Annotated in this window: 22 protein-coding genes and 1 pseudogene; 11 read left to right on the forward strand and 12 right to left on the reverse strand. The window is 38.7% G+C overall.

The features are described from left to right. Window positions 1-126: 126 nt before the first annotated feature. Complete coding sequence (locus GARC_RS11970) at window positions 127-1,782, forward strand: DUF342 domain-containing protein (RefSeq protein ID WP_007620302.1); 1,656 nt, start codon at window positions 127-129, stop codon at window positions 1,780-1,782. A gap of 38 nt (window positions 1,783-1,820) precedes the next feature. On the opposite strand, the gene GARC_RS11975 is transcribed toward GARC_RS11970, so the two are convergent. Next, a complete protein-coding gene (locus GARC_RS11975) occupies window positions 1,821-2,690 on the reverse strand; it encodes an NAD(P)-dependent oxidoreductase (protein ID WP_007620303.1) in 870 nt (289 codons plus the stop codon). 109 nt (window positions 2,691-2,799) lie between these two features. On the opposite strand from GARC_RS11975, the gene GARC_RS11980 reads away from it, so the two are divergent. Next, window positions 2,800-3,288 (forward strand): glutathione peroxidase, encoded by a 489-nt coding sequence (locus tag GARC_RS11980; RefSeq protein ID WP_007620304.1) that lies wholly within the window; start codon window positions 2,800-2,802, stop codon window positions 3,286-3,288. A gap of 6 nt (window positions 3,289-3,294) precedes the next feature. Here the strand turns inward: GARC_RS11980 and GARC_RS11985 are convergent, their stop codons facing one another. Beyond that, window positions 3,295-4,059 carry a methyltransferase domain-containing protein gene (locus GARC_RS11985; protein WP_007620313.1) on the reverse strand — a complete coding sequence of 255 codons (765 nt, stop codon included), beginning with the start codon at window positions 4,057-4,059 and terminating at the stop codon, window positions 3,295-3,297. Window positions 4,060-4,073: 14 nt separating this feature from the next. Beyond that, window positions 4,074-4,835: a Nif3-like dinuclear metal center hexameric protein gene (locus GARC_RS11990; RefSeq protein WP_007620315.1), complete on the reverse strand. Its 762-nt coding sequence runs from the start codon at window positions 4,833-4,835 to the stop codon at window positions 4,074-4,076. A 120-nt stretch (window positions 4,836-4,955) separates the two neighbouring features. Between GARC_RS11990 and GARC_RS11995 the strand changes: the two genes are divergently transcribed. Next, entirely contained in the window at window positions 4,956-5,315 is a 360-nt protein-coding gene (locus GARC_RS11995) for a hypothetical protein (RefSeq protein ID WP_007620318.1), read from the forward strand. Window positions 5,316-5,399: 84 nt separating this feature from the next. Here GARC_RS11995 and GARC_RS12000 read toward each other — a convergent pair whose 3' ends face one another. Beyond that, window positions 5,400-6,194, reverse strand: coding sequence for a DUF2189 domain-containing protein (locus tag GARC_RS12000; protein ID WP_007620320.1), 795 nt, complete (start codon window positions 6,192-6,194; stop codon window positions 5,400-5,402). Window positions 6,195-6,363: 169 nt separating this feature from the next. After that, entirely contained in the window at window positions 6,364-6,882 is a 519-nt protein-coding gene (locus GARC_RS12005) for a C40 family peptidase (protein WP_007620322.1), read from the reverse strand. A 202-nt stretch (window positions 6,883-7,084) separates the two neighbouring features. Here GARC_RS12005 and GARC_RS12010 point away from each other — a divergent pair, with 202 nt between their 5' ends. Together GARC_RS12010 and yfbR (GARC_RS12015) are read left to right on the forward strand one after the other, a co-directional pair. After that, complete coding sequence (locus tag GARC_RS12010) at window positions 7,085-8,305, forward strand: pyridoxal phosphate-dependent aminotransferase (protein ID WP_039989478.1); 1,221 nt, start codon at window positions 7,085-7,087, stop codon at window positions 8,303-8,305. Between the two features lie 125 nt (window positions 8,306-8,430). Beyond that, window positions 8,431-9,030 carry a 5'-deoxynucleotidase gene (gene yfbR, locus GARC_RS12015; RefSeq protein WP_007620327.1) on the forward strand — a complete coding sequence of 200 codons (600 nt, stop codon included), beginning with the start codon at window positions 8,431-8,433 and terminating at the stop codon, window positions 9,028-9,030. A 401-nt stretch (window positions 9,031-9,431) separates the two neighbouring features. On the opposite strand, the gene murQ is transcribed toward yfbR (GARC_RS12015), so the two are convergent. Genes murQ through GARC_RS12035 form a run of 4 tightly spaced genes read right to left on the reverse strand, consistent with a single transcriptional unit; the run spans window position 9,432 to window position 14,255 of the window. Then, entirely contained in the window at window positions 9,432-10,358 is a 927-nt protein-coding gene (gene murQ / locus GARC_RS12020; RefSeq protein ID WP_007620328.1) for an N-acetylmuramic acid 6-phosphate etherase, read from the reverse strand. A 12-nt stretch (window positions 10,359-10,370) separates the two neighbouring features. Beyond that, on the reverse strand, window positions 10,371-11,939 hold the full coding sequence (locus GARC_RS12025) for a sodium:solute symporter (RefSeq protein WP_007620331.1): 1,569 nt from the start codon (window positions 11,937-11,939) through the stop codon (window positions 10,371-10,373). Continuing rightward, window positions 11,936-12,988 (reverse strand): beta-N-acetylhexosaminidase, encoded by a 1,053-nt coding sequence (gene nagZ, locus GARC_RS12030; RefSeq protein WP_007620332.1) that lies wholly within the window; start codon window positions 12,986-12,988, stop codon window positions 11,936-11,938. The genes GARC_RS12025 and nagZ overlap by 4 nt, the downstream gene beginning before the upstream one ends. A 52-nt stretch (window positions 12,989-13,040) precedes the next feature. Beyond that, window positions 13,041-14,255, reverse strand: coding sequence for an anhydro-N-acetylmuramic acid kinase (locus GARC_RS12035; RefSeq protein ID WP_039989480.1), 1,215 nt, complete (start codon window positions 14,253-14,255; stop codon window positions 13,041-13,043). A gap of 266 nt (window positions 14,256-14,521) precedes the next feature. Here GARC_RS12035 and GARC_RS12040 point away from each other — a divergent pair, with 266 nt between their 5' ends. Then, the gene (locus GARC_RS12040; protein WP_007620337.1) at window positions 14,522-17,209 is read left to right on the forward strand and encodes a TonB-dependent receptor plug domain-containing protein; all 2,688 of its coding nucleotides are present in this window, start codon (window positions 14,522-14,524) and stop codon (window positions 17,207-17,209) included. A 55-nt stretch (window positions 17,210-17,264) separates the two neighbouring features. Beyond that, complete coding sequence (locus GARC_RS12045; protein ID WP_039989482.1) at window positions 17,265-18,023, forward strand: GntR family transcriptional regulator; 759 nt, start codon at window positions 17,265-17,267, stop codon at window positions 18,021-18,023. Between the two features lie 109 nt (window positions 18,024-18,132). Here the strand turns inward: GARC_RS12045 and dld are convergent, their stop codons facing one another. Next, window positions 18,133-19,833 (reverse strand): D-lactate dehydrogenase, encoded by a 1,701-nt coding sequence (gene dld / locus GARC_RS12050; RefSeq protein WP_007620341.1) that lies wholly within the window; start codon window positions 19,831-19,833, stop codon window positions 18,133-18,135. Window positions 19,834-20,215: 382 nt separating this feature from the next. On the opposite strand from dld, the pseudogene GARC_RS12055 reads away from it, so the two are divergent. Further along, window positions 20,216-20,536 (forward strand): annotated as a pseudogene (locus GARC_RS12055) (HD domain-containing protein); the annotation flags it as partial. A 159-nt stretch (window positions 20,537-20,695) separates the two neighbouring features. Here GARC_RS12055 and yfbR (GARC_RS12060) read toward each other — a convergent pair. Both yfbR (GARC_RS12060) and GARC_RS12065 read right to left on the reverse strand, forming a co-directional pair. Then, the gene (yfbR, locus tag GARC_RS12060; RefSeq protein ID WP_007620344.1) at window positions 20,696-21,295 is read right to left on the reverse strand and encodes a 5'-deoxynucleotidase; all 600 of its coding nucleotides are present in this window, start codon (window positions 21,293-21,295) and stop codon (window positions 20,696-20,698) included. A 93-nt stretch (window positions 21,296-21,388) separates the two neighbouring features. Next, window positions 21,389-22,243, reverse strand: a complete 855-nt coding sequence (locus GARC_RS12065; RefSeq protein WP_007620345.1) for a hypothetical protein — start codon at window positions 22,241-22,243, stop codon at window positions 21,389-21,391. Window positions 22,244-22,387: 144 nt separating this feature from the next. Between GARC_RS12065 and GARC_RS12070 the strand changes: the two genes are divergently transcribed. Genes GARC_RS12070 through GARC_RS12080 form a run of 3 tightly spaced genes read left to right on the forward strand, consistent with a single transcriptional unit; the run spans window position 22,388 to window position 24,380 of the window. Next, on the forward strand, window positions 22,388-22,798 hold the full coding sequence (locus GARC_RS12070; RefSeq protein WP_039989484.1) for a hypothetical protein: 411 nt from the start codon (window positions 22,388-22,390) through the stop codon (window positions 22,796-22,798). Further along, window positions 22,791-23,294, forward strand: a complete 504-nt coding sequence (locus GARC_RS12075) for a hypothetical protein (RefSeq protein ID WP_153810919.1) — start codon at window positions 22,791-22,793, stop codon at window positions 23,292-23,294. Before GARC_RS12070 ends, GARC_RS12075 begins: the two co-directional genes overlap by 8 nt. Window positions 23,295-23,306: 12 nt before the next feature. Next, window positions 23,307-24,380, forward strand: coding sequence for a hypothetical protein (locus GARC_RS12080; protein ID WP_007620347.1), 1,074 nt, complete (start codon window positions 23,307-23,309; stop codon window positions 24,378-24,380). The last annotated feature ends 39 nt before the right edge of the window (window positions 24,381-24,419 follow it).

Consider the following 24,419-nt stretch of genomic DNA (forward strand, 5'->3'; position numbering starts at 1 on the left):
TTATTTGAGACTAAGGTTAGTTAGCTGCTAATGTAACTTAATTTTAAGCCGATATCAGAAATGTGACGTGTTAGTCTGGCTTGAATTTACATTTAACAATTTTCCGTAATAATCAAAGGCGATTTGATGCTTGGTATAACATTAAAAGTTGATGAAACAGATCAATATTTGGATTTAGACATCAGTCCAGACCTTGTGCAAGAAAAGATTGATGCAGGTGTTATCCATGAGTTCATTCAAAAAAGTGAGTTTAAACACTTTTTTATATTTGATGAAAATATCATTGGTGCCATTAATAGTTATAAGTCCGCCAAAAAAAACAACATCTCGGAAGTTCTTGAAAATCGCATTGGAGAGCGAAGAGATACCCAAATAAAGTATAAAATTGTTGAAGACCAACTTAGTGCTTACTTAACATTAATTACTGGATATGCAGGTAAACTTCCCACAGTAAAATCCTTAAAAGAAGAATTAAATACATTCGGCATAAAACGTGGGGTCAGCAGTAAAGGTTTAACTAGCTTAGTTAAAAGATGTACCCAAGCACTGCCGGGTGAAGTATTTGAAGAGTTAATAGCCAAAGGTTTGCCTGCTAAAGTTGGCAAATCGTCTCAATTAAAACCTTTAGTACTCAACGCCCTAGATAGAATTCTTAAACCTCAAACAGTAGGTTCCGCCCGTGTTGATATGCGTAACTTAGGTTCGATTATATGTGTTCAAAAAGGTACCGAACTGCTACGTAGGATGCCACCAACTAAAGGTAGAAATGGATATACTGTAAGTGGCGATATTATCGATGCTAAATCAGGTGAATGGGTCAAGTTTAGACCCGGTGAAGGCACAGTTATCAGTGATGGCGATGAGAATTTGTTGCTGGCAGATATTTCTGGAATGCCCAAATTTAAAGATCAAAAAATGTGGGTTGACGATATTTTCATTTGCAAAGGTGTCAATGTAGGCAGCGGCAATGTTGAATATGATGGTTCAGTATTAGTTAATGGTGACGTAACTGAAAAAATGGAAATCTATGCCACTGGTGATGTCACAGTAAATGGCTTTGTCGAATCTGCTACCATACATGCAGGTGGCGATATTATTATTACTGAAGGTGCTATGGGAAAAGTTAATGATAGCGCCACTGAATACAGTACTAGTTTAACATCAAAAGGCAGTGTTCACGTACAGCATGGTCAAGGCTTAGATATTAATTGCAATGGCAATGTCACTGTGGGCAGACAACTAGCTTACAGCCGAATTAACTGTCGAGGAAAAGTGACAGTTGGTGCCTTGGATAAACCCAACGGCAATATTTTTGCTTGTACTATTAAATGCCAAGATGCCGTTACCGCAGGCACTCTTGGGGCGGTTTCTGGTAGTAATTTGAGTATCGATTTTAGTGAAGGTTTTAATACCTTATTAGAGCGCAAAGATACTCTCGACGAGCTTCTAAAGAAAATAAAACAAAATAATACTCGGCATTTTGAGCGAATGAATATTATTAATTCTAAGTTCATTCCACATGATATGCAGGGCCGAGTAGACAACGCCAATCAATTGTTTGAAAATGAAACACAATTGCTGCAATGGCTTGAAAGCAAAGCCAAAGAAATGAACGATACCAAAGAGAAGTATCAAACTGACATTCAACTCATCGGCAATAAACGCGTTTATCCTGGTGTAGTGGTGAAGCTTAATAACCGTACTTGGCGAGCAGAAAGAGAGTACGACCGTGCAAAAATTTGCTTCAAAGATCATCAGTGGCATTTTGAGCCACTGACCTAACTTCTAATTTAAATCGACCTCAGGTTATTTGGTTACCTTTAGTATTTCAACCTAGTTAACAAACTAGAGGTATCCCAACGCCCTCCTCCCTTTTTCTGAACATCAGCGTAAAACTGATCAATTAATGCCGTTAACGGCAAGGTAGAGCCATTTCTCTTGGCTTCATTTAAAGCTATATCTAAGTCTTTACGCATCCAATCAACAGCAAAACCAAAGTCAAATTTACCCGCTAACATAGTTTCAAAACGATTTTCCATTTGCCAAGACTGAGCAGCGCCCTTAGAGATAACATCGATGACCGCATGACAATCTAATCCAGCATTTTCTCCAAAGCTAATCGCTTCAGCCAATCCTTGTACTGTGCCAGCAATGCAAATTTGATTCATCATTTTAGCCAATTGTCCGCTTCCTACATCACCGAGTAATTGACTGAATTTTGCATAACAACTTATAACGGGTTCAACACTGTTGTAATGTGTTTGCTGGCCACCTAGCATTACTGTCAATTGACCATTTTCAGCACCAGCCTGACCACCTGATACTGGTGCATCTAAAAATCCCACACCTAATTCTGCACAAAGTACAGCCATCTCTCTGGCGACTTCTGCTGACGCTGTAGTATGATCAACTATAATATCCCCAGAATTCACTCCAGCTAATACCCCATTTTCTCCTAACATAACGGAACGTAAATCGTCGTCGTTGCCAACACATAATAAAACCACATTGGCTTGTTGTGCAGCAAGTTTAGGGGTTGATGCCATGTCACCTGAATATTGTTTCACCCAAGCATTGGCTTTTTCAGTGGTTCGATTAAACACTGTGACTTCATAACCTGCTTTTTTACAATGGCCAGCCATGGGGTATCCCATAACACCCAGTCCAACAAACGCTATTTTTTGTCCCAATTTAGTTTCCTTAATTTTGGTCTGACTTATTAAATATATTGACTTAAATAGTTGAAACACGACTAAATAATGACAATATACATAGTACAAAATTATATAGAGAATAATAATGTCAGATACCATATATCAGTTTGATGCCATATTAAATAATGGTAAAACTATTAATTTTAAAGACTATGAAGGCAAAGTGCTGTTAATAGTTAATACGGCTAGTAAATGTGGTTTTACACCACAATATGATGGTCTACAGAGTTTACATCAACAATTTGCAACCCAAGGTTTAGAGGTGCTTGGTTTTCCCTGTGATCAATTTGGTCACCAAGAGCCAGGAGCTGATGCCGAGATCCAAGAATTTTGTAGTTTAAACTTTAACGTCAAATTTCCTTTGTTTAAGAAGATTGAAGTTAATGGTTCAAACGCAGCCCCTATATACAAATATTTGAAAGAAGAAGCCCCTGGAGTTATGGGCAGCAAAAGTGTCAAATGGAACTTCACCAAGTTTTTAGTGAATAAACAAGGCAAAGTAACTAAACGTTATGCGTCCACAACTAAGCCTGCAGAGATGACTAAGGATATTGAAAAATTACTCGCTGAATAATTCAGCCTAACCGTCTTTCTGAGCAATAATTAAAAAATACTTACCCAACCAAAGATATGGCTCAGTTGAGCCATATTGAATTTCTAACTGTTTTAACTGCTCATATTCACTAGTTTGTTTCTCTGGCTGTTTTAAATAATCGTGAAAACAGCGTATACCTGCTTGTTTTATGATCTTAACCGGCAAGCTTTCAAGTTGCGATACAATAACTTTAGGTTTTTGTGGATTATTAGGGCTTAAGCGCACAATATTTTTAGTTGTCATGCCTTGTTCAACATAATCAAAATTACCATACAACATGTTGCCAAATAGCTGAGCATCATGATTAAAAAAACTAAGGGAGAGATGCCCACCAGGTTTAACTAAATCCACCAGTTTATCTATTACTTCGAGAGGATCTTGTAACCACTCTAAAACGGCATGACAAACCACCAGATCAAATTGTTTGTTATTGCTTAGGGATAATATGTCAGTATGCTGAATATCCAGATTGATATTTTCGCCTAACTTTTGTTTTGCTATAGACAAAACTTCCGAAGACATATCAGAAAGCGTGACCTTGTGACCCAAACCAAGCATCACTTCAGTCATCACTCCAGTACCTCCGCCAGCATCTAAAACCTCTAAAGGCATACTTTTATGGGAGATATAATTGTGTAGATGATGTACTAACAACTCATGGCGCAATCGACCTTTAGTAGAGCCATAAATATTTTTCTCAAATTTATCTGCAAACTTATCAAAATTTTGATCTTGCTTATTATTTTCCATTTATAAAATGTGCCTCAAGCGGGGTTATCGATGTCAACAAACACCGTCTCAATTTCCAATGCATCTTGAATATACTCCCCTAACGCTTTTACACCATAACGTTCGGTTGCATGGTGCCCAGCAGCATAAAAATGAATATTCATTTCCCGTGCTGTGTGAATGGTTTGTTCTGAAACTTCACCGGTGATGTATGCATCGATTCCTTTTTCGGCCGCTAATTCAATATAACCTTGTCCGCCACCTGTACACCAAGCAACGGTTTCAATATTACTTGACGCTGCAGCCTCATGTAACGGACTCTTAGACAATTTAGTAGTTAACAATTGAGTTAATTCGGTTGCACTAATGCCCCTTTCAAACCTACCTTGCATAACCACAGATTGAGGGTTGTTTTCTTCTAAGGGTGAGATATCTGTAATACCTAACAACTTAGCTAGTTGGGCATTATTACCAAGAGTAGGGTGAATATCTAATGGCAAATGATAGGCATAAAGATTGATGTCGTGTTGCAACAATGTTTGTATTCGTTTCCTTTTCATTCCTGTAATACAAGGTGATTCACCTTTCCAAAAGTATCCGTGATGAACCAAAATAGCATCCGCACTAATTGATACCGCATGATCGATCAAAGCCTGCGAAGCAGTCACACCTGTGACGATTTTAGTTACCTTTTTTTTACCCTCCACCTGCAAACCATTTGGGCAATAATCTTTAACCTTTTCTGGCGTTAATATCGTATTGAGTGTTTGTAATAATTGATAATTTGATACTGACATGAAATTTCCTACTAATTTATACTCATAACGAATCTGACTAAATTAGACATTATAAATAAAAAAAGGTATAAAACCCGCCCCTATTCTGAAAATAAACATATTAAAGGCAAAGACCTGACTATGAGTAAATTGGATAAAGATCAAGTAATAGCGGCTTTTACCGAAGCTTACACTGCAGTAAATGGTAAAGCCCCCGCAATCGAAGCCAAAGGTGGCTGGTATAGTGTTGATGGTGGCAAAAATATGCGCTTGGCAGATTTAGATACTTTGACTGCTGAACTAGGTTCGTCAAAACCAGCTAAAGAAACCAAAACTGCTGCTGAAAAGCCTAAAAATGTAGCAGAGAAGAAGCCTGCTGCTGTGAAAAAGGCCGCCAAAGCGCCAGCTAAGAAAAAAGCTAAAAAATCAGACTTTTCAGTCAAAGCATTTTGGGCTGATAAAATTTTAGAACAGAGCTCTGAAGCTAAATTGCCCCGTTAAGCTTATATACTTAACATATTGAAAAAAGCCTCATAATTTTCTAATCATGAGGCTTTTTTATTGCGCTAAATCTACGCCGACTGATTATTCGAATTGCCGCTCTCTTTTGGTTTCTATTGTATCTATATAACCATGCCAAGTCGCATAGCCTATCAATGGCATTAAAAACACAAAACCCACAAACCAAGTAGCAAAACCTATCAGTACTGCTATCAGTATGATAAATGCCCATAACATCATAGGCGCTTTGTTGGTCCATACCGCGTTCATGTTGGTTAACAAAGCGGTGGCGAGATCAACCTTACGCTCCATCAATATTGGCTGGGTAAACGCACTGAGGAAAAATACCAACATCGTAAAACCAGCACCTACTACCGTTCCCACCGCTAAAAAAGGAAACAGATTCTCAAAGTTTTCATCTAGATATGGGGGATATAAAGCATGGACCATCGAAGCAACGCGCAACCAAAAAATCATCAAGACCATAAGCAAGATACCTAAGCCCCATTCATTAACTGCATTACGTTTAATTGCTTTAATACTGTGCCATAAAGAAGGTACATGATTCTTTTCTAGTTCCCAACTGACGTCGTACATGCCCGCGGCTAAAAAAGGACCAATCAACATAAAACACACTATTGCCGGCATGATCACCAAGTGCCAGCCTGTTAATTGCACCAAGTAGGTAATAAACCAAGGAATAGCAGTAAATATCAAACCAAAACATAATGTTAAGACAGGTGCCTTACTCGCATCTTTGAGTCCAAGTATTAACCATTTGAAAGGATCGCTCATCGACAATTGTTTACAAGGTATCACACGAGCTATACCACTATCGACAATTCCATTGTGGGGTGTTTCTTTAAAATGTTGTGACATAATTTTGCTCCAGAAAACATCTAAACGAATGATTGTTTGATAATTAAACGGTGGTTCCAGTTTACTAAAACATTTAAAAAAGTACATAGACCTATAGTGACTAAAATACTGCCCCGAATTTTTCGGCAAATAGTCATCTTTCTTGCTTCATAGGTAAGTGTAGGTTCAATCAATAATGAGCGGGGTGCCAATGGATAGTAGTGGCGAATCGTTCAGCTATTTTTTGGTTTAATGCAGAAAATCGGGTAAGTGGGATATCTTCTCCAGAGATACAATGCCACACAAATTTGTGACAATTGTTTTTGATAAGGTCATATTCTGAGTAACTAAAAAGTCGAGAGATGGCTCTTTCAGCGGCATCGCTTTGAATTAGCGGCACATTATTACTGTCACATGCGATATAAATATAGTCACCGCTACGTTCTTTCAAAAATCTGTTTGGGGAGATCCCTCGAATTAAACCGTTGCCTTTTAATTCCAAAATATTGCCATCTACCCATATACCGGTGTGCTCAAACAGACCATAAACGCCACATGTAACAATGGCACCATTAACTGGCAATATTTTGGTATCTAAACTTCCAGGTAAACTACTAACTGACTCTTTTAGCTGTTTATCATTCGAATATTTAGCCCCAGCCAAGATCGCTATGGCACTGGCACCAAGCCACAATAAAGGAGCTGGCATATACTTTTCCTCAGTAATACATTTGGCTCTAGCTAAAATGAAAAATGACACAAAATCAAATTAGCAATGTAATGGGATGTAACAACATGCATTAACAACACAATAATTTTGAATTTTTATATAGCATAGCGAATTAAACACTTAACAGCCTGCCCCCTGTTGGTTTAACCTGTCGCCCTGTGTAGGAGATGGTTCAAAATCAATGAAGAAAATTAGTAAATCAAATAAATTGGAAAACGTCTGTTATGAGATACGAGGGCCCATTCTTACCGAAGCAAAAAAAATGGAGGACGAAGGCCACCGAATATTAAAACTTAATATTGGTAACCCTGCCCCATTTGGTTTTGAGGCACCCGACGACATATTAAAAGACGTGATCCATAACCTGCCAAAATCTCAAGGTTATTCAGACTCAAATGGTATTTATTCAGCCCGTGTGGCTGTGATGCAATATTACCAACAGAAAAATGTTAAAAACGTCAAAGTAGAAGATGTGTTTATTGGTAATGGGGTGAGTGAACTCATTGTTATGGCCATGCAAGGACTGCTAAATAACGATGACGAAGTATTGATCCCCGCACCAGATTATCCACTATGGACAGCAGCAGTGAGTCTCGCATCTGGTGCTCCAGTACATTATCGCTGTGATGAAACCAATGGTTGGCAACCTGATATTCAAGATATCCGTAGTAAAATCACCGATAAAACTAAAGCCATAGTATTAATTAATCCTAATAACCCCACAGGCGCAGTATATAGCCCTGAACTGTTACAACAAATTATTGAATTAGCCCGTGAATTTTCATTAGTTGTAATCAGCGATGAAATCTACGACAAAATTTTATATGACGATGCAAAGCATCACTGTATTGCATCAATGGCCACAGATATTTTTTGTATCACTATGGGCGGCTTATCAAAAAACTATCGTATAGCCGGATTTCGAGCTGGATGGCTAGTGGTCAGTGGCAACAAACTAATAGCCCAGAGCTACATCGAAGGGTTAAACATACTGTCATCCATGCGTATGTGCGCAAATGTGCCTAGCCAACACGCCATACAAACCGCCTTAGGTGGTTATCAAAGTATAAACGAACTAATTGCTGACGACGGGCGCCTAAAACTGCAAAGAGATATGGCCTTTGAAATGTTAAATGCAGTAGACGGACTTGAATGTGTTATGCCCAAAGGCGCCATGTATTGTTTTGTGAAAGTAGATGCTGAAAAATTTAATATTAGCAACGACGAACAAATGATCTTTGATATATTACGAACCGAAAAAATACTACTAGTGCACGGTTCAGCGTTCAATATTAAAGAGGGATGTTACTTTAGATTAGTATTTCTACCTCATGTTGACGTACTCAAGCCAGCACTTGAAAGTATTGCAAACTTCTTCAAAAATTATAGACAGCAAGATTAGTAGCATGTCCCCTATCAACTCGTCATTATTGTTAACTAGCATGACTTATTGGACATTATAACGAGTGATTTTTTTGGGTTTACAAAATAAACAAATAATTACGTAATCAATACACTGAGGATTTAATGGAAAAGCAAAGTACCTTTATGGCCTGGATAACCAGAATGCCATTACTTGAACGTTGGGCTTTAATGCACTGCTTTCAATCAGAAAATGTGTCAGAACATTGTCATCAAGTAGCGGTAATAGCTCACATGTTGGTGGTCATTAAAAACAAACGTTTTGGTGGATCACTGAACCCAGAAAGAGCGGCCACGCTAGCCCTGTACCATGAAGTATCAGAAACAAAATTACAGGACATGAACACTAATACTAAATACCATAGTCCTGAATTTACTAAGGCCTTTAAGAAGCTTGAAGATTTGGCTGAAAAAGAATGTTTGGCTTCATTGCCTGAAGATTTGCGAGATGAGCTACGCCCTCTTATTGTGCAGTCTGAAGTGCCTCCCGAATATAAAGAAATTGTAAAAGCAGCAGACATTTTACAAGCCTATATAAAAACACTTAATGAACTGCGCTTTAATAATGACGAATTTCAACATGTAGAAAAAAATCTTAGTGCAAAACTTCAAGAATTAAAACATTCAATGCCTGAAGTTAAGTGTTTTTTAGAAATATTTGTAGAAAGCTGCACTCTAACTCTTGATAAAATAATCAATATTTAAATAATTTTAAAATCATAGCAGTTCACTTTTGTATATCCTATTTGAGGGAATTAATATGCTTAAGTGAACATTGTGAGTCGAATAAAATGTGGAATAGTTAACGCTATAAAATGAGGCAAGGTGACGATTATGGCCCTGACCTTCAGCTCAAAATATTGATACATTGAGCATGCACTTTTCATCAATAACTAAAAGGTCCGCTTTTGTTCCTATTTGCAGATGGCCAATCTTATTCACCCCCCCAACACTTACTAGGTGTAAGTGTTGCGTATCATTTAATACTAACAATTTTATCTGCTTTGTTACCTCCACTTGTCATATCAAAACAAAAACCTTTCAAAGTACCACCAAGTCTTGCCAGTTGGTACAGTTAGGCATGAGGGTATTCAGTACTGATTGTTTTATGCAGATTGATCTAAGGCTTGCCTTAAATAACCTGAGGAAAGTTTAAGTTTTGAATTAGCTTTTGCTGCGTCTATATCCAATAACAACATAAGAATCGCTTCTTTAACACTATTGTTAGCCAGCTTAAGAGTAGATTCTGCCTGTTGTTGAGTACAAGCCGTTGCCTGCATGACAATGCGCTGAGCACGAGCCCGGAGCTTAGCATTACTGGTGCTCACATCGACCATCAGGTTTTCATACACCTTACCCATTTTCACGAAAGCAGCAGTACTAAGTGTGTTTAGAACCAATTTTTGGGCGGTTCCGGCTTTCATCCTTGTAGAGCCGGTTAAACATTCAGGGCCAACCTCAACACAAATCCCTATTTTAGCTATTTTTGTTAAAGGGCTATTTCTATTACATACTACAGAGACAGTATTGCAACCAAGTTCGTTAGCATAGTTAAGGCCACCAATTACATAAGGAGTGCGACCACTTGCAGCAATCCCAACGACTATGTCATTCGAAGATAATGAGGCATTAATCAAGTCTTGCTTACCTAATTCTTGATTATCTTCAGCTCCCTCAACAGCATTTAAAACAGCATGTTCGCCGCCTGCTATCAACCCTATAACATGGGTTTTGTCGACACTAAAAGTGGGAGGACATTCAACCGCATCTAATACCCCCAAACGCCCGCTGGTCCCAGCCCCGATATAAATCAGTCTGCCACCTTTTTGGAATGCTGCAACAATCAAATCCACCGCTGCGGATATTTCTTCCGAAGCTAGGTCTACAGCTGCCGCAACCTTTCGATCTTCCTTGTTAATAACGCTGACTAATTCAGCTGTTGTCATTTGGTCAAGGCTAATAGTAGCTGGATTACGTCCCTCAGACATTAACCCTTCAAGCTGCTGTATTAAATCTGTTGCCGATGTATTCATGGCATTCTCCTTTTATATAGTGTCCACGTGAGCATTATTATTCTTTCCAGAAAGACAAATTAGGGTTGATGCTGCGGTACCTAGCACCAACTGCCAAGTAAAGGCCAAATCAAACTGCCAAGAAACGGGTAAATATAAAGACTGTATATAAGGTTGCATTAACGTTGGAATTGCAAAACCAACCAGTAACGCGGCAATAATTGAGCCTGGACTCCCTCGTTTTGAAAATAACGCGGTGAAATAAATACCTAAAAGACCACTATATGAAAAGGCCATTACACTCAATGCAAACGCTAAAAGAGGTGTGTCCGTATATTGTTGCCAGTAATAACAAAGCAAGGCAACACTACCCAGCGCTATAGCCACAATTCCCATACACCAACGACCCACACGAACAAGTTTCTCTTCGCTGACAGCCACACCTTTTTTAAACCAGCCACGATAGATATCTTGTACTGCTACCGACGACATAGAATTTAGTCCAGAATTAAGGGTCGACAGAGCCGCAGCTACAATGCCAATAGTCACCACCGCTTTGATTCCATTAGGCAAGCTGGTTAATACGTAATACATAAAGATAGTCACTGTTTGCCCTTCAAACTCAGGCACGGGGGCACCGTTAGTGGCTTGCGCCATAATGTCAGGTCTTTGATAAAAAATGAAAAGTAGCAAGCCAATACAAATAAACACTAAAACAACGGGAATACCCATCATAATTGATGTAACTAGTGCTTTAGTGGCACTTTTGGCATCTTTGCAGGTTAACATGCGCTGCGTGACATCTTGATCTAGGCCAAAAGCCGCGATATTTAACAATACAAAACCGGTTAATATTGACCAAATATTGAATACACCCGCACTACTAAAATCCAAAGAGAAGTCAACAAAGGTCAGTTTAGACGCTTGACCGCCTCCTGGCGCTTGCAGTACATCTATTATTTCACTGGTACTTAGAGGAATGGATTGCAATAGATACCATAGTACAAGTATTGCGGCTCCAACATAGACTAAACATTGCACCACATCCGAATATATAACAGTACGGATCCCCCCATATACAGTGTAAGTAAAACCTACAACCGCAATTATAGAAATAGCAATAGTGACTGAGCTAGGCGTCACATCGCCGAATAAAATCATCGCCACAGCAATAGCCGCCATGAATAATCGTGCACCGCTCGCAAATAAACGTCCAAATAGATACACCATACCGGCTTGGTATTTTGCATTTTCGCCAAAACGGCTACCAAGCAATTCGTATACAGTGAAAGCTTTTAGTGCATAGAATCTAGGCAACAGAAATTTAGCCACAAATACTGCCGCGATCAGCCCTGCAATATTAGTTGTAATATATGTTAAATCACCACGATAACCTTGATCAGGCCCTCCAAGAAAGGTCGCTGCCGACTGAGATGTCGCCAACACTGAAATACTCACTGTCCAAATAGGCATGCTATTGCCACCTAGAAAATAGTCATTGGTATTTTTAGCCCGTCTATTAAAGAAATAACCAGTGATCAGAAGTACCAAAAAGTACAGCGCAAAAACTAACACATCTATGGCTGAGTATTGATCAATCATAAAGGTGTACTCCTGCTGGATAAAAGCAGTGATAACTCATCAAGCAATGCCGATTCATCAATATTAGTTTGACCCAAGGCTGCTTTTGACACCGCAATTTGAGTCCGTTCGAGCGCCATATTGGCTAATGGCTGCACCGTGGCTTCTAGAGCAAGTAAATCATCAATTTTGCCACTACACTGCAACACTAGATCACAACCTGCATTTATAGCTTGCTTCGCTTTTTGTGCGGTTGTACCACTAAGGGCATGCATATCAATATCATCAGTCATGATAAGTCCGTTAAAGCCAATGTGTTTTCTTAGTACTTCGTTTATCACTATAGGACTTAGGGTTGCTGGAAACTCAGGATCAATAGCGGTATAAAGAATATGCGCAGTCATTAACATTGATTCATGTTTGAAGTGTTCAAAAGGTAAAAAGTCTGACTGTTCTAAAACCTTCAAGTCAGCATCAACTATAGGTAAAGCCTTATGGCTGTCCTTGGTTCCTCTGCCGTGACCTGGCCCATGTTTAATTACAGGCTCAACGCCACCACTTTTCAGACCATTAATGGTTGCCTGTCCGAGTGCTATAACACTTTTAGGTGTATCCCCTAATGCGCGATCTGTCACTACAGTAGAAGCATCGGGTTGTGGAATATCCAGCATAGGAGCGCAGTTAACATTAATACCAATAGCCTTTAGATCCGCAGCGATTAATTGGTAATTTAATTCGCAAGCGCGAATCGCGTTTTGAGGCGAAGAATGATAAAGCTTGGCAAATTCAGTAGGGCTAGGTGGAATGCGCCAATGCCTAGCTGGCAAGCGCGATACTCTGCCACCTTCTTGGTCAATCAAGATCAATGCATGTTCATTATCTGTAACTATTTTAAATTCATCAACCAACGCTGATACTTGTTCAGGACTTTCGATATTACGTGCAAACAAAATCAACCCTAGGGGGCGCATTTGTTTAAACAATGCTTTTTCTGAAACGCTTAATTTAGTTGCAGCACTTCCGACTATAACATTAGAGGGTGGGCGACTAAATGTGATGAGTTTGTTCATATCACTCCATATTTTTTTAATGACATTTTCGTCGCAAAATCAAGTAAGAAAATTAACTGGGAAAACTGAGTTTTCCCATACTTACATTTGGCATGTTTGTCTCATTAGAGGGAAATGTTTCAGTATTTGCAGCTAAGGTTTCATTGGCTAAAAGTGCAAACAAAACGGCTTCTTTGGCATCGGGATTTAACGATAGTAGTTCGGTGCTACCAAGTTTCGCCTGGGGTAATTGTTTATTTAGCTTGATTTGAATTCGTTCCATTAAAAGCGGATTGTGAATACCTCCACCACTAACATATATCATTAAATCTGGGTGTGCTTTTCCTAGGGTGATGATGCTATCACTTATACATTGCGCACTAAATTCACAAAGCGTTGCCATTATGTCTTCATTCGACAAATTTGTAGCTTCTGCCTTTTTTTGTGCTGTATATAAATAAGCTAGATTAAAAACTTCAGGACCAGTAGTTTTTGGCAAAGATTGTTCAAAAAATGAAGAGCAATCTAGTTGTTTAAGTAAACCTAGATGTACGTTTCCAGCACGGGCGATTTGCGCGTCATTGTCGTAGTGCAAATCTGAATAATGACTCTGAACATAGGCATCCATCATAGTGTTTCCAGGACCTATGTCAGAACTAAAAATCTTTGAAACACCTCCCTTGCTGGGTAAATAAGTTAAATTTGCTATACCCCCAATGTTAAGCATAATGCGATTTTCATCAGCGCAATGAAATAACAGATAGTCACCATACATCACCAATGGCGCACCTTGCCCTCCCGCTGCAATATGTTTTTGTCTAAAATCACTTAAGGTGATGATATTAGTTAGCACCGCTATATGGTCGCCATCGCCTATTTGCAAGGTTGCATTAGGAAAATCATCATACTGGTGTTGTTCGAATGGACAGTGATAAATAGTCTGACCATGACTGGCAATAACATCGATATCACCATTTTGATAACCAAATCCTAAGATTGCTTCATTAACCAATTTAGCGTGATATCGTCCAATCCACGCATTTAACAAGCACACCTGCTCTATACTGCCTACTGGTTTAGCAAAAATGGCCTTTACTTGTTGTCGATATTCTTCGCAATAATCTATGGTTATAAAATCCAGTAAGGCACATTGAGTGTTAACACCAGAACCGCTAATTTTACACAAAGCAATATCCAATCCATCTAATGAAGTGCCACTCATGAGTCCAATGACTAATCTCGAATTTTTGTTAGAAATATAATGTAGTTTTTCAATATGTGAATGCATGGTCTCACCTAAAAACAAGGTAGTTTAGTTAAAAGTCTTAGACAACTATAGATACCAGTTAACAATACCACTCAAAAATTGGTATTGTCAATATTTCGATTATGTTACTTTAAATAGATATAACCCACCAAAATCAATCATTTATTAACCAATTCAATCTACAAAGGTATTGACAACTGTACTTAAATACCTTTAGATTAATACCAATTCAATACCTAATTACAACTGCATAACTAACTGCACAATAAATAAGAAGAGAGCGTGAAATGAAAGCCTACCGATTAAAACCCGTCGCAAATAGTATTTTAATTGCCCTATCGACTTCTGCATTTTTAAGTACACAAGCCATAGCACAACAAGCTGAAGTGATTGAAATTACCGGATCTCGTATACCACGTTCTGAACTGACTGCGACTAGCCCCGTATTTACAATCAGTGAAGTGCAGTTAGAGACAGATCAAGCCATTACGGTTGAAGACATAGTAAAAAAACTTCCTCAAGCGGCAACAGGAGCGAACAGCACAGGGGCAACTGTTGGTGACTCTTTAGGATCTTCAACCATTGACTTAAGAGGCTTAGGCCAAAACAGAACCTTAGTGTTGGTGAATGGATCTAGAGTGGTACCTTTTAGTTTTAGAAATGCGGTAGATGTAAACTCTATTCCTGCCGGCCTTATTAAAAGAGTTGAAGTTTTGACTGGTGGCGCTGCTGCGGTTTATGGTGCTGATGCTGTGGCCGGTGTGGTGAACTTTATTTTGGATGATAAATATGAAGGTTTCGAGGCCTCCGCAGGATATGACGCGCCACAAGGCGGTGGAGAAACTTTCAATTTTGATGCCACTATGGGTGCAAACATTGACGACGGAAAAGGAAATATAACAGCCTACGTCGGATACTCAAAACGAGAAGCATTATTGGCCAATGAGCGTGATTTTGCAGCCAACTTTTCTAGTACTGTTGCCGGTACAGGCGGTAACTTCACTGATATCTCTAGCGGCAACACTTTTGCGTTTAATGACTCTGGCGCATTAACTGATACTCCTCAGACGACCAACATCACTCCAGACCTTTACCTGATGCAACCATTAGAACGTTTAACCGCAAACGTATTTTTTAACTACGCCCCCTTTGATAACAGCGTTGAAGTTTATGGTCGCGCTATGTTTACTCAAGTACGAGTCAATGGCGCTGGCTCTACTGGACAATCACCTGTAGTGGTTAATGAGCAAATAACAATAACATCAGACAACCCCTACTTAAGTAATTCTATTCGCGACTTACTCACATTTAACGACAATGGTGAGGCTTTGGTTGGCGTTGAAAAAAACCTTGGTTTTGGCATACAAGAAACTCGCACAGTAAGGGACACCCTACAATTTCAACTTGGTCTTAAAGGCGATCTAACTGACTTTATCGGTTGGGATGTTTATGCACAATATGGTCGTACCGACGGTACTGCAAAAGTGTATAACAATGGCATTGTCAGTAACTTCCAAAATATAGCCAATACTCGTAATATTTTTGGGCCAACGGATTTGAACGATTTAAGCACACCACTTATTCACTCTAACCGTGAGCGTGTACAGTCTGTTATCAACCTCAACATTTCTGGTGATTCCGGCGATTTATTTGAATTACCAGCAGGCCCAGTAGGTTTCTCTGTAGGTTATGAATACAGAGATGAAAAAGGTGTACAAACACCAGGCACAGCACTCATTACAGGCTCAGCCTATGGACTAGGAGGCATATCGGCAATTGACGCAAGCTTCGATACCAAAGAATTGTACGGTGAAGTATTAGTACCAGTTGTACGAGATCTACCTTTTATAAAGGAGCTGTCTGTTGAAGGGGCATACCGTCATTCTAAATATTCAAATGTTGACTCAGCAAATACACATAAACTTGGTTTAAGCTGGGCGTTGACCGAAGATTTCAGACTAAGAGCGACTCGCCAAACGGCTATCAGATCGCCTAACTTAGGTGAGTTTGCAGGGCCTGAAGTAGCCTTATCACTTGCTTTATTTGACCCAAATAGCGCCTCCTTCATTTCCCGTTTAGGAGGACGTTTTGACGGCGATCCTTGTTTAGACGGCAGAGGTGATGCAGCACAATGTGAGCGTTTAGGAGCGCCCACAGCAGGAACACCTTTTGATACATCACAGGCCATATACACATTTGGCGGCAACGATATGATCCAGCCGGAAGAATCAACAACAACCAGTTTCGGGCTGATTTACACCCCTAATGTAATAGCTGGTTTAGACATTACTGTCGATTATTACGATATAGAAATAACCGATGCTATTAGTCAAATTCAGCCCATTGCTGCGTTGACAAGTTGCTATATCGATAATCCAGTAGCAGGTAATCCATTATGTGGAGCTGTGCTACGTGACCCAACAACTGGGTTAATCAGTCAGACTCTAGTTAACGATTTTAACTTAGCCGTATTGTCACAATCAGGTTTTGATGTAGGTGTACGTTATGCACTAGGTGATTTAAGCGATAATATCCAAGACTTCCAAATCAGTTATCAAGGTAATATCGTAGATTCACAAGAAAGACAAAATAATGCCACTGTGGAGTCTCTAGACTGCAAAGGTACCTTTGGTACATCTTGTACGGGTGACTTTGCGAGTATTGTACAAGCTGATTATCAACACAGGGCTTGGATTGACTTTTCGTTAGACGCAGTAGATGTACAACTTGGTTGGCGCATGATTGGCAGTGTAGATGCGGCAATTGGTGACAGTGTCAGTATAGGTTCGCAACATTATATTGATCTAGCTGCTACGTACAAATTTGCTGAAAAATATGAAGTAACATTTGGTATCGATAACTTACTCGATAAACAACCTCCGATTCCTGAATCAGGTGGTAACTTTTTCAGTACAGTAAGTGACTATGACGTCATTGGTCGTACTGTTGGTGTTACTTTCCGTTTTAGACCATAAATAAGGTTAGGGTTTGCTAATACACATTAGCAAACCCTATTTTAAGATTAAGGAAATGGCTATCAAAGATGTATTGTTAAACCAAATTGGCTCTGATTGGAACAGCTCTTCGCCGCTTTACCAACAACTTGCCAATGACTTACGTAAGTTAATTTTAGATGGCAAAATAAGCAGTGGAGAATCCATACCATCAGAACGTATCTTATGCGAAAAAACCGACGCATCACGGGTAACTGTTCGCAAAGCTATAGATCAACTCATAATGGAAGGATTATTGTTTCGCCGACAAGGTTCGGGAACCTTTATCAGTGAACGAATCGAGCATAAGGGTGAAGATCTATCTGGCTTTACTGCTGAAATGCGTAACTTGGGTGTGGATCCTAGCTCTATTTGGCTAATTAAAATGCATGCAGAAGCAACCACGGAAGAAGCCGACACACTTAAGTTATCAACAAGCGCTCAAGTATGTCGCTTATCTCGAGTGCGTCTCTCAAACGAGATGCCCATGGGGATTGAAAATACTATTATTCCTGCACAATTCTTACCCGATTTAGACAGCTTAACCGATTCACTCTATCATGCTCTACAAGCCAATAATCGTGCTCCTTGTCATGGTGAACAAAAAGTAACAGCATCGATAGCCTCGCCAACTGAAGCGGGTTTACTGTCAATCAAGGAAGGGGGTCCTGTGCTTCGTATCGAGAGGTATACTTTTTTAGAAGACAATACCCCTCTTGAATATACTCGAAGTGTTTATCGTGGGGATAAATATGTATTTACCTCTAAACTTCAGCTTTTTAATCAAGGTTGGTAAAACATAGTTTTATGTTTTCACCTTAAATTGTAACTCTGGCGATTTCCCCCTGCACCATTTAGGCAAATGAGTAACTTAGCAGTGAACCTTATAGTTAGCTCTACTACAACTAATGTTGGCAACTACAATTACGTTGGGTTTTATCTGTTTTACCAATACCAGGGTTGAAAGTATTGGTTGGATCAAGCTGTAAATAAAATTCTTTTAGACTTTTCTCCGCTTCATATAAGTGCCCAACATTGTGTTCAGCTGGGTATTTCACCCCTCGCTTATTAAGTAATTCAAGCATGCTTTTCTTAACTTCTTTAGGATCAGATCCTTTTTTTAAGATATAGTCCTGATGAAAAACATGACAAAAGAAATGCCCATAATATAGCTTCATTTCAAGCTGAGCTTGCAACTCTTCTGGCAAGGTTTCCAACCAATCAATATCATCTCGTCTGAGGGCAATATCCAAAGATAATAAATCCCCAAGATCTTTTTGATATAACGTGTGATAACGCATTGCGGCCCCAGCAGCGGCAAATCGGTTTAGCACAGCAGCGGCAGTTTCTTTTGGATCACATTCAAAAAAATCCCCTTCATGTTCAGCAAAAAACTCAGCCAAATGTTTTTTTGCTTCTAGTATACCCTGCCCGCTCATTTTCAAAATTAAGTGATGATCGTATTGGGCACGAAACTCTAAAATACGAGGAGGTAAATGTTGTGGAAAAAAGCGACTAGCAGTCTGCATAATCCAATCAGTAAGGTGAGTAGGCACGAAGGGAATTGCTCTACATATTGCATCAACGCGACCTTTTAAAGCAAACAGTTGAGGTAAACGATCAGTCCCCAATAATTTCACACTCAAAAATGTGTCTTTGCCATACTTGGCTGAAATATCAAAAATATCTTTATGTAAGTATTCGCCCACCTCCGGCAAATGTTTATATTGCTGTAAAACTTCTCGCCTGAGTCTACCTAATACAAGGGGATCATTAGTACCTATATAAAAGGTTTGCTCTTGTTCCGCAACCGCAAAAGTATCAAGTCTGACCGCAAAAACAGCCAACTTACCTGCACATCCACTGGCTTCAAACAAACGTCTTGGGTCTGCATTGTAACGGCTAGGGCTGGTTTCATCCACTTGACGGACACGCTGCTGATACTCTCCATCGGAACACTGAGCCTCACTCGGAACTAAGTTATTTTTAGCAAAATTACCGGCCATTAAATTACTTAATATTTGCTCAGGAGTCTCTCCCAGTTCAATACCTAAATGGTTAACCAGTTGTAACACCCCCTGTTCATCAACTCGTGCAAACAATGCCATCTCTGTATAGGCGGGGCCACGTTTGATTAACGCGCCTCCGGAATTATTGGCTATACCACCTACTACTGAGGCACCTAAACATGAAGAACCAATAACTGAATGTGGAGTACGCTTAATGGGTTTAAGTAGGTTTTCCAAACTAAATAGGGTCGCCCCCGAAAAACTCAAAACCTGCTGACCTTGTTCTAATAGATATATCTGGTTCATTGCTAAAGTATTAATGATAATTATAGGTCTATCGTAGTCGTCACCACTAGGCGTAGAGCCCTCGGTCAAGCCAGTATTAGCCGCTTGCATAATAATAATGGAGTTATGTTTAACACACACTTGTAAGGTCTGATAAAAGGACAACAATGTCTGTGGTTTAACCACAGCTAATGCATCTCCCCCCCCTGTGCGCCAACCAAAACGAAAGCGCCGTGATTTTTGTTTATTAATGATGGTGTGCTCTTGACCTAAAACATCTTTAAGCTGCTGCAATAACTGTGGATGCTGCATGAAGTGGTTTCCTAGCGTTCACTCAACAGTAGACTGCAAACATCCTGAATGTTGAATTAAGAAAATGAATATAGGTCGATTTTAAGGAAATAAAACTAAAACACCAGAATATATTATTCCAATAAATTAAAATTAGGATAAATAAATATTAAAATTCACTTTAAAACCAATACACATTTTTCTACTTCACAGCTTTTTCTTTCGACATGTTACTAATCTCATGATTTCAATTGAAAAACCAAGCAATAAACTCACATCTAGCAGTCATTATGACCCATATGCTAATTACTATTAGAAGATGGCTTGATTAAATCAGCAGCATCTGGTCACATTAGCCTAAATTATTGGCATTAAAAAATTCAGTTGGGAGCAAATATAATTTATGGATATTTGGATACAGCGCAGGCATGGACAGAAACTTCAACGCCAAGGTGATCATCGCACCCCCTATCAAAGAGACAAGGCCAGAATATTACATTCAGCAGCATTTAGACGCCTGCAGGCCAAAACCCAAGTATTAGGCGTTGGCATGAGTGACTTTTATCGCACTCGGCTAACACATTCATTAGAAGCATCACAAATTGGCCAAGGAATAGCGGCGCAGCTAAGAAGTAAGTACGCTGAATTAACCGAACATTTAGGTATGAATGACACCTTGATAGAGGCATTGTGTTTAGCTCATGATATCGGACATCCTCCTTACGCAATAAATCACGATAATTCGTATGTTTAATCAAATAATCTAACGCACAACCTAGAAAACCTAGCCATAGGATATAATTATAACATACGTATTATAACATACGTTTATCGTTTTGCTTAAAAACAAAACTACAATAAAAAGTCAGTTTATTGCCGTTTTTTAAAATTCAGTCGGCATATCTTCAATATTTACTAAACAACGCTCAGCAAACATTTCCATAAATACTTCTACTTCTGGTAGCTCTGTTCTTAATTTGTTAATTTTTTCTTCAAGTCTTTGCTTAACAGCATTAAATTCAGGATTAAGAAATTTGATTTCGTCACATGCCTTTAAGTAAGCTGAAATCATATCTGCAGCTTTTACAATTTTCTTATATTCCGGATCAACGTTTTTCTGTATCAATAATTCACTGAAAATTGGTTGAAGATCCTCAGGAAGCGTTTTTAAACACTCTCTTTCCGTCAACTCTTCAATAGCTTTAAATTCTTTTGTTATTGCAGGATTGTGGTATTTTGTTACATGGATCACATCCTGTAATTTCGTCTCTGATACCTCATGATAAAGAGCAACTGTCGCTGCTTTTTCTGGGCAGATACTTCCCCCGCAATATGTATTCCTAATTGTTGCCAGCAAATGCGCAATAACGGCAACCTGGTGACTATGTTCAGCAACATTTTCCGGTTTTATCAAGTGCATAACAGCCCAACGCTGTATAAGCGGCATACGTAATATCCAAGCTAAAAATGAGCTTTTTATCATAGCGATACTTCCCAATTTTCTTAATATATTCAAAGCAATTTTTAATTTACTCCCGATGTATTTTAAATATACGTGGTAATATAATAAAAACTCTCACGTTTTAAAGGCAAAGTCGACCTCCCTTTTATTCTTTAGATGAAGTAAAAATTTCCCCTCTGATGACTTAAGATTACAGTCAACATTTTCACGTCGAAGATAATGTTTTGCCATCACTGCATTACCCCTGATTTTCAATACTCCTTTTTTCATTTTATAAATCAATTCTATGGCTTTTGCATTATTAACACTTGGGTGAGGCTCCAATATCAGTTCAACCAAATTATTCCATTGTTCATCTTTGCTAATTAACTCGACTCTATCGAACCCTTGGTTGAGTTCACTTATTCCATCGATTTGGCAAAGGAAGAAATCACTGAATTTTCCCAAACTTTTATCATATGCTCTAACATACCAACCTAAAAAACCTAAGAAGATTGTATGGGGAGCTATTTCTATTAAGTTGCATTTTTCTGATAAACCTTGGTAACTAATATTTATAGTATTACCTAAACTGACCGCCCGACATACCGTGGCTAGAATGGTTTTATCTGGTAAAATGAGTGCATCATTACCTTTAATTATATCAGTATTTTCATTGCTTAGTTCCTCAGTTAAGTTCTTATCTAAACATTGATTCAATTTAGCTAAAGCAGCTTGTACGTCATGTGTAAAAACTGGTTGGAACTCATCAGTTCGATAGTACGTTTTGTTTTGATGTCTCAGAATTAAGTTGGTTGGAGCAAGCTGTTTGTATAGTGCCAGATCACGCGTACAATTTGCCGAACCCATTTTCCAATATTCACTCAACCATTGCCGACTGACTTTACCAAAAAACTCCAGTAAGAAATCAATTGATTCCAGCCTAGACTGCTGAGCCATAGAAATATTTTTTAATATAAAATGTGCCAATCTAATCTTTTCTTATGATTTTTATCCAATATACATGACTAAAATCATCTATGTCACCCTCATTTAATGTCGAATCATTTTGATTTGACATTTGAGATATTTGACTATACTTAGTTCATTATTATAAGCATTATGAGGTTAAATATGGATACAATAGTTAGTGAAACTCACACCATTAAATTCTCTGAATCATTAATCCCACTTCCGTCAACTCCCAGTCAAAAACCAAACCAATTAACATTGCTAAATCCTCGATGGCTCAATTTTCATCGACAAATGTGCGGGCCATATAAAATTGCTAAAACAAAATTTTTCGTTGAAAAAGATGATGTTTGGTCAGCACAAATAATTGACGGTGAACAAGTCATTACATTAATTAAATCTGACGAAGTACATCTATCTGAATCTTATGTTGATCTCGTATCAATCCTCTCACACCGTATAACCATAATGCCATGGCAATGCTTAGTCATTACATTTGAAAATACTACATCATGGAGTAGTGCTGTTACATTCATTGAGCATGAAAGGCAGTTGGAAGATGGAAATGAATAAACTGTTTCACACTGATTTTACTCGACTGGCCAATAAAGAGTTACTGGCAGACTGTGAGCAAGAATTTCAAATTCAAATGCATAAAAATGATGGTGAAATTTTTATATGGAGTAAAGCAACGTTTAGAAATGTATATCTTGATGCTCCCAGCCCAGATGCTCAAGCAATCCTACAGTACTTTGCTGATTGCGGGTGCCCTATTGCGGCGTTAAAACTAGGTAAAAGCTTGTATCCTTACGATGATATATCTTGGCCAATACGCTCCTATGAGTTGTCGTTTAGATATCTGTTTGGTGCCTTTGAGTGCTTGTTAAACTTAAAACATGACACTCGGGTTGCCCCAATCATACGCAGATTCGAGCACACGAATACATTTCAAAAAATTGCATTAATTGCCTCTCAGTTTATAGACGAGCAATGTATATCGAAACAGATTTGCCCTGAAATACTATCCTACGTCAATCAACATATCCGCATGCCAAGAACGCCACAATAAGGAAAAAAAAATATGCACACTGAATATGTTAAGTGGAGAGAAGTTTGTGAACGACTAAATATTGACCAAGATGGTTATAATCATTATGAGCAACTTTGCTGTCTAATTGTTTCCAAAATATCTAATGCTGTTGGATTCAGGTCTTACTTAAACTGTATATCTGGCCCACTAATTTCACAAATAATCCTTTCACTCACAGGAATAACATTAACAACATCAAACCTGTGTAACTATAAACAAACTGGCCAACATTTTGTAAAAGATATATCAGACGCATTAGGCGTTCCAATCGCTCACGGAATTCCTTTTAATTTAACCAAAAATATTGAACAAAGTTTTGCCTTTACGGCTCTACCAGATTCACCGTCAGCGGCTTTAGCCACCATTCTCAATAACGGTGATTATGCCGTTAAAGATACTTTGTATGAGTTTTGGCAATCAAGCAAATCGTTCAACGTTGGAAGCAGCAAAAATTGGCCAAGTCTTAAATTATTAAAAATCCTTCAAAAAAGGAAGTTGCAAATAATTGTCCCCGCATCACATGACACGCCAGTAAAAATGCGACGACTGCTCAAACATATTACCGATTTGCTGGAGTTACATGACATTTCTCATTTGAACCAATCAACCCTTAATGAGGCTGTACAAATATTCTGCACGGCGGAACAACAATATAAGATCAACAGGAATACTCATTGGCTACCATCGTTTAGCACATTACCCTTATTGCAATATGTAGATGAGTTAACTTCTGATTTCAGACAAAGCCCATATTTTTATGTAAAAGAAGTTAATTCTTTATCTAAAATTGGAAGCGCTGACAGGTGTAACGATAGAGTTAAGACCAATAGTTTTGCGGTGGTGTTAACACTAAAATCTAGATCAGAGAATGGTGATGCTCGCAAAATCGAGTCAATTGTCAGGCGTCAATTGGCCAGATGCCATATATTACCTGTTGATGGCAAGCTTGATCATTATAATGTTCCAATCACAAAGCTTGCCCCTGTAATCATTGGTGCCATAGGTCAAAACGCTGAAATAGCAAGTATGGTTCACCAGATAACAGCCACAAAACTGCTTAATTAAGTCACGAGTCAAGACTTTAAACTACCGGTTTAATTGGGC

This window comes from Paraglaciecola arctica BSs20135 (assembly GCF_000314995.1).
Taxonomy (GTDB): domain Bacteria; phylum Pseudomonadota; class Gammaproteobacteria; order Enterobacterales; family Alteromonadaceae; genus Paraglaciecola; species Paraglaciecola arctica.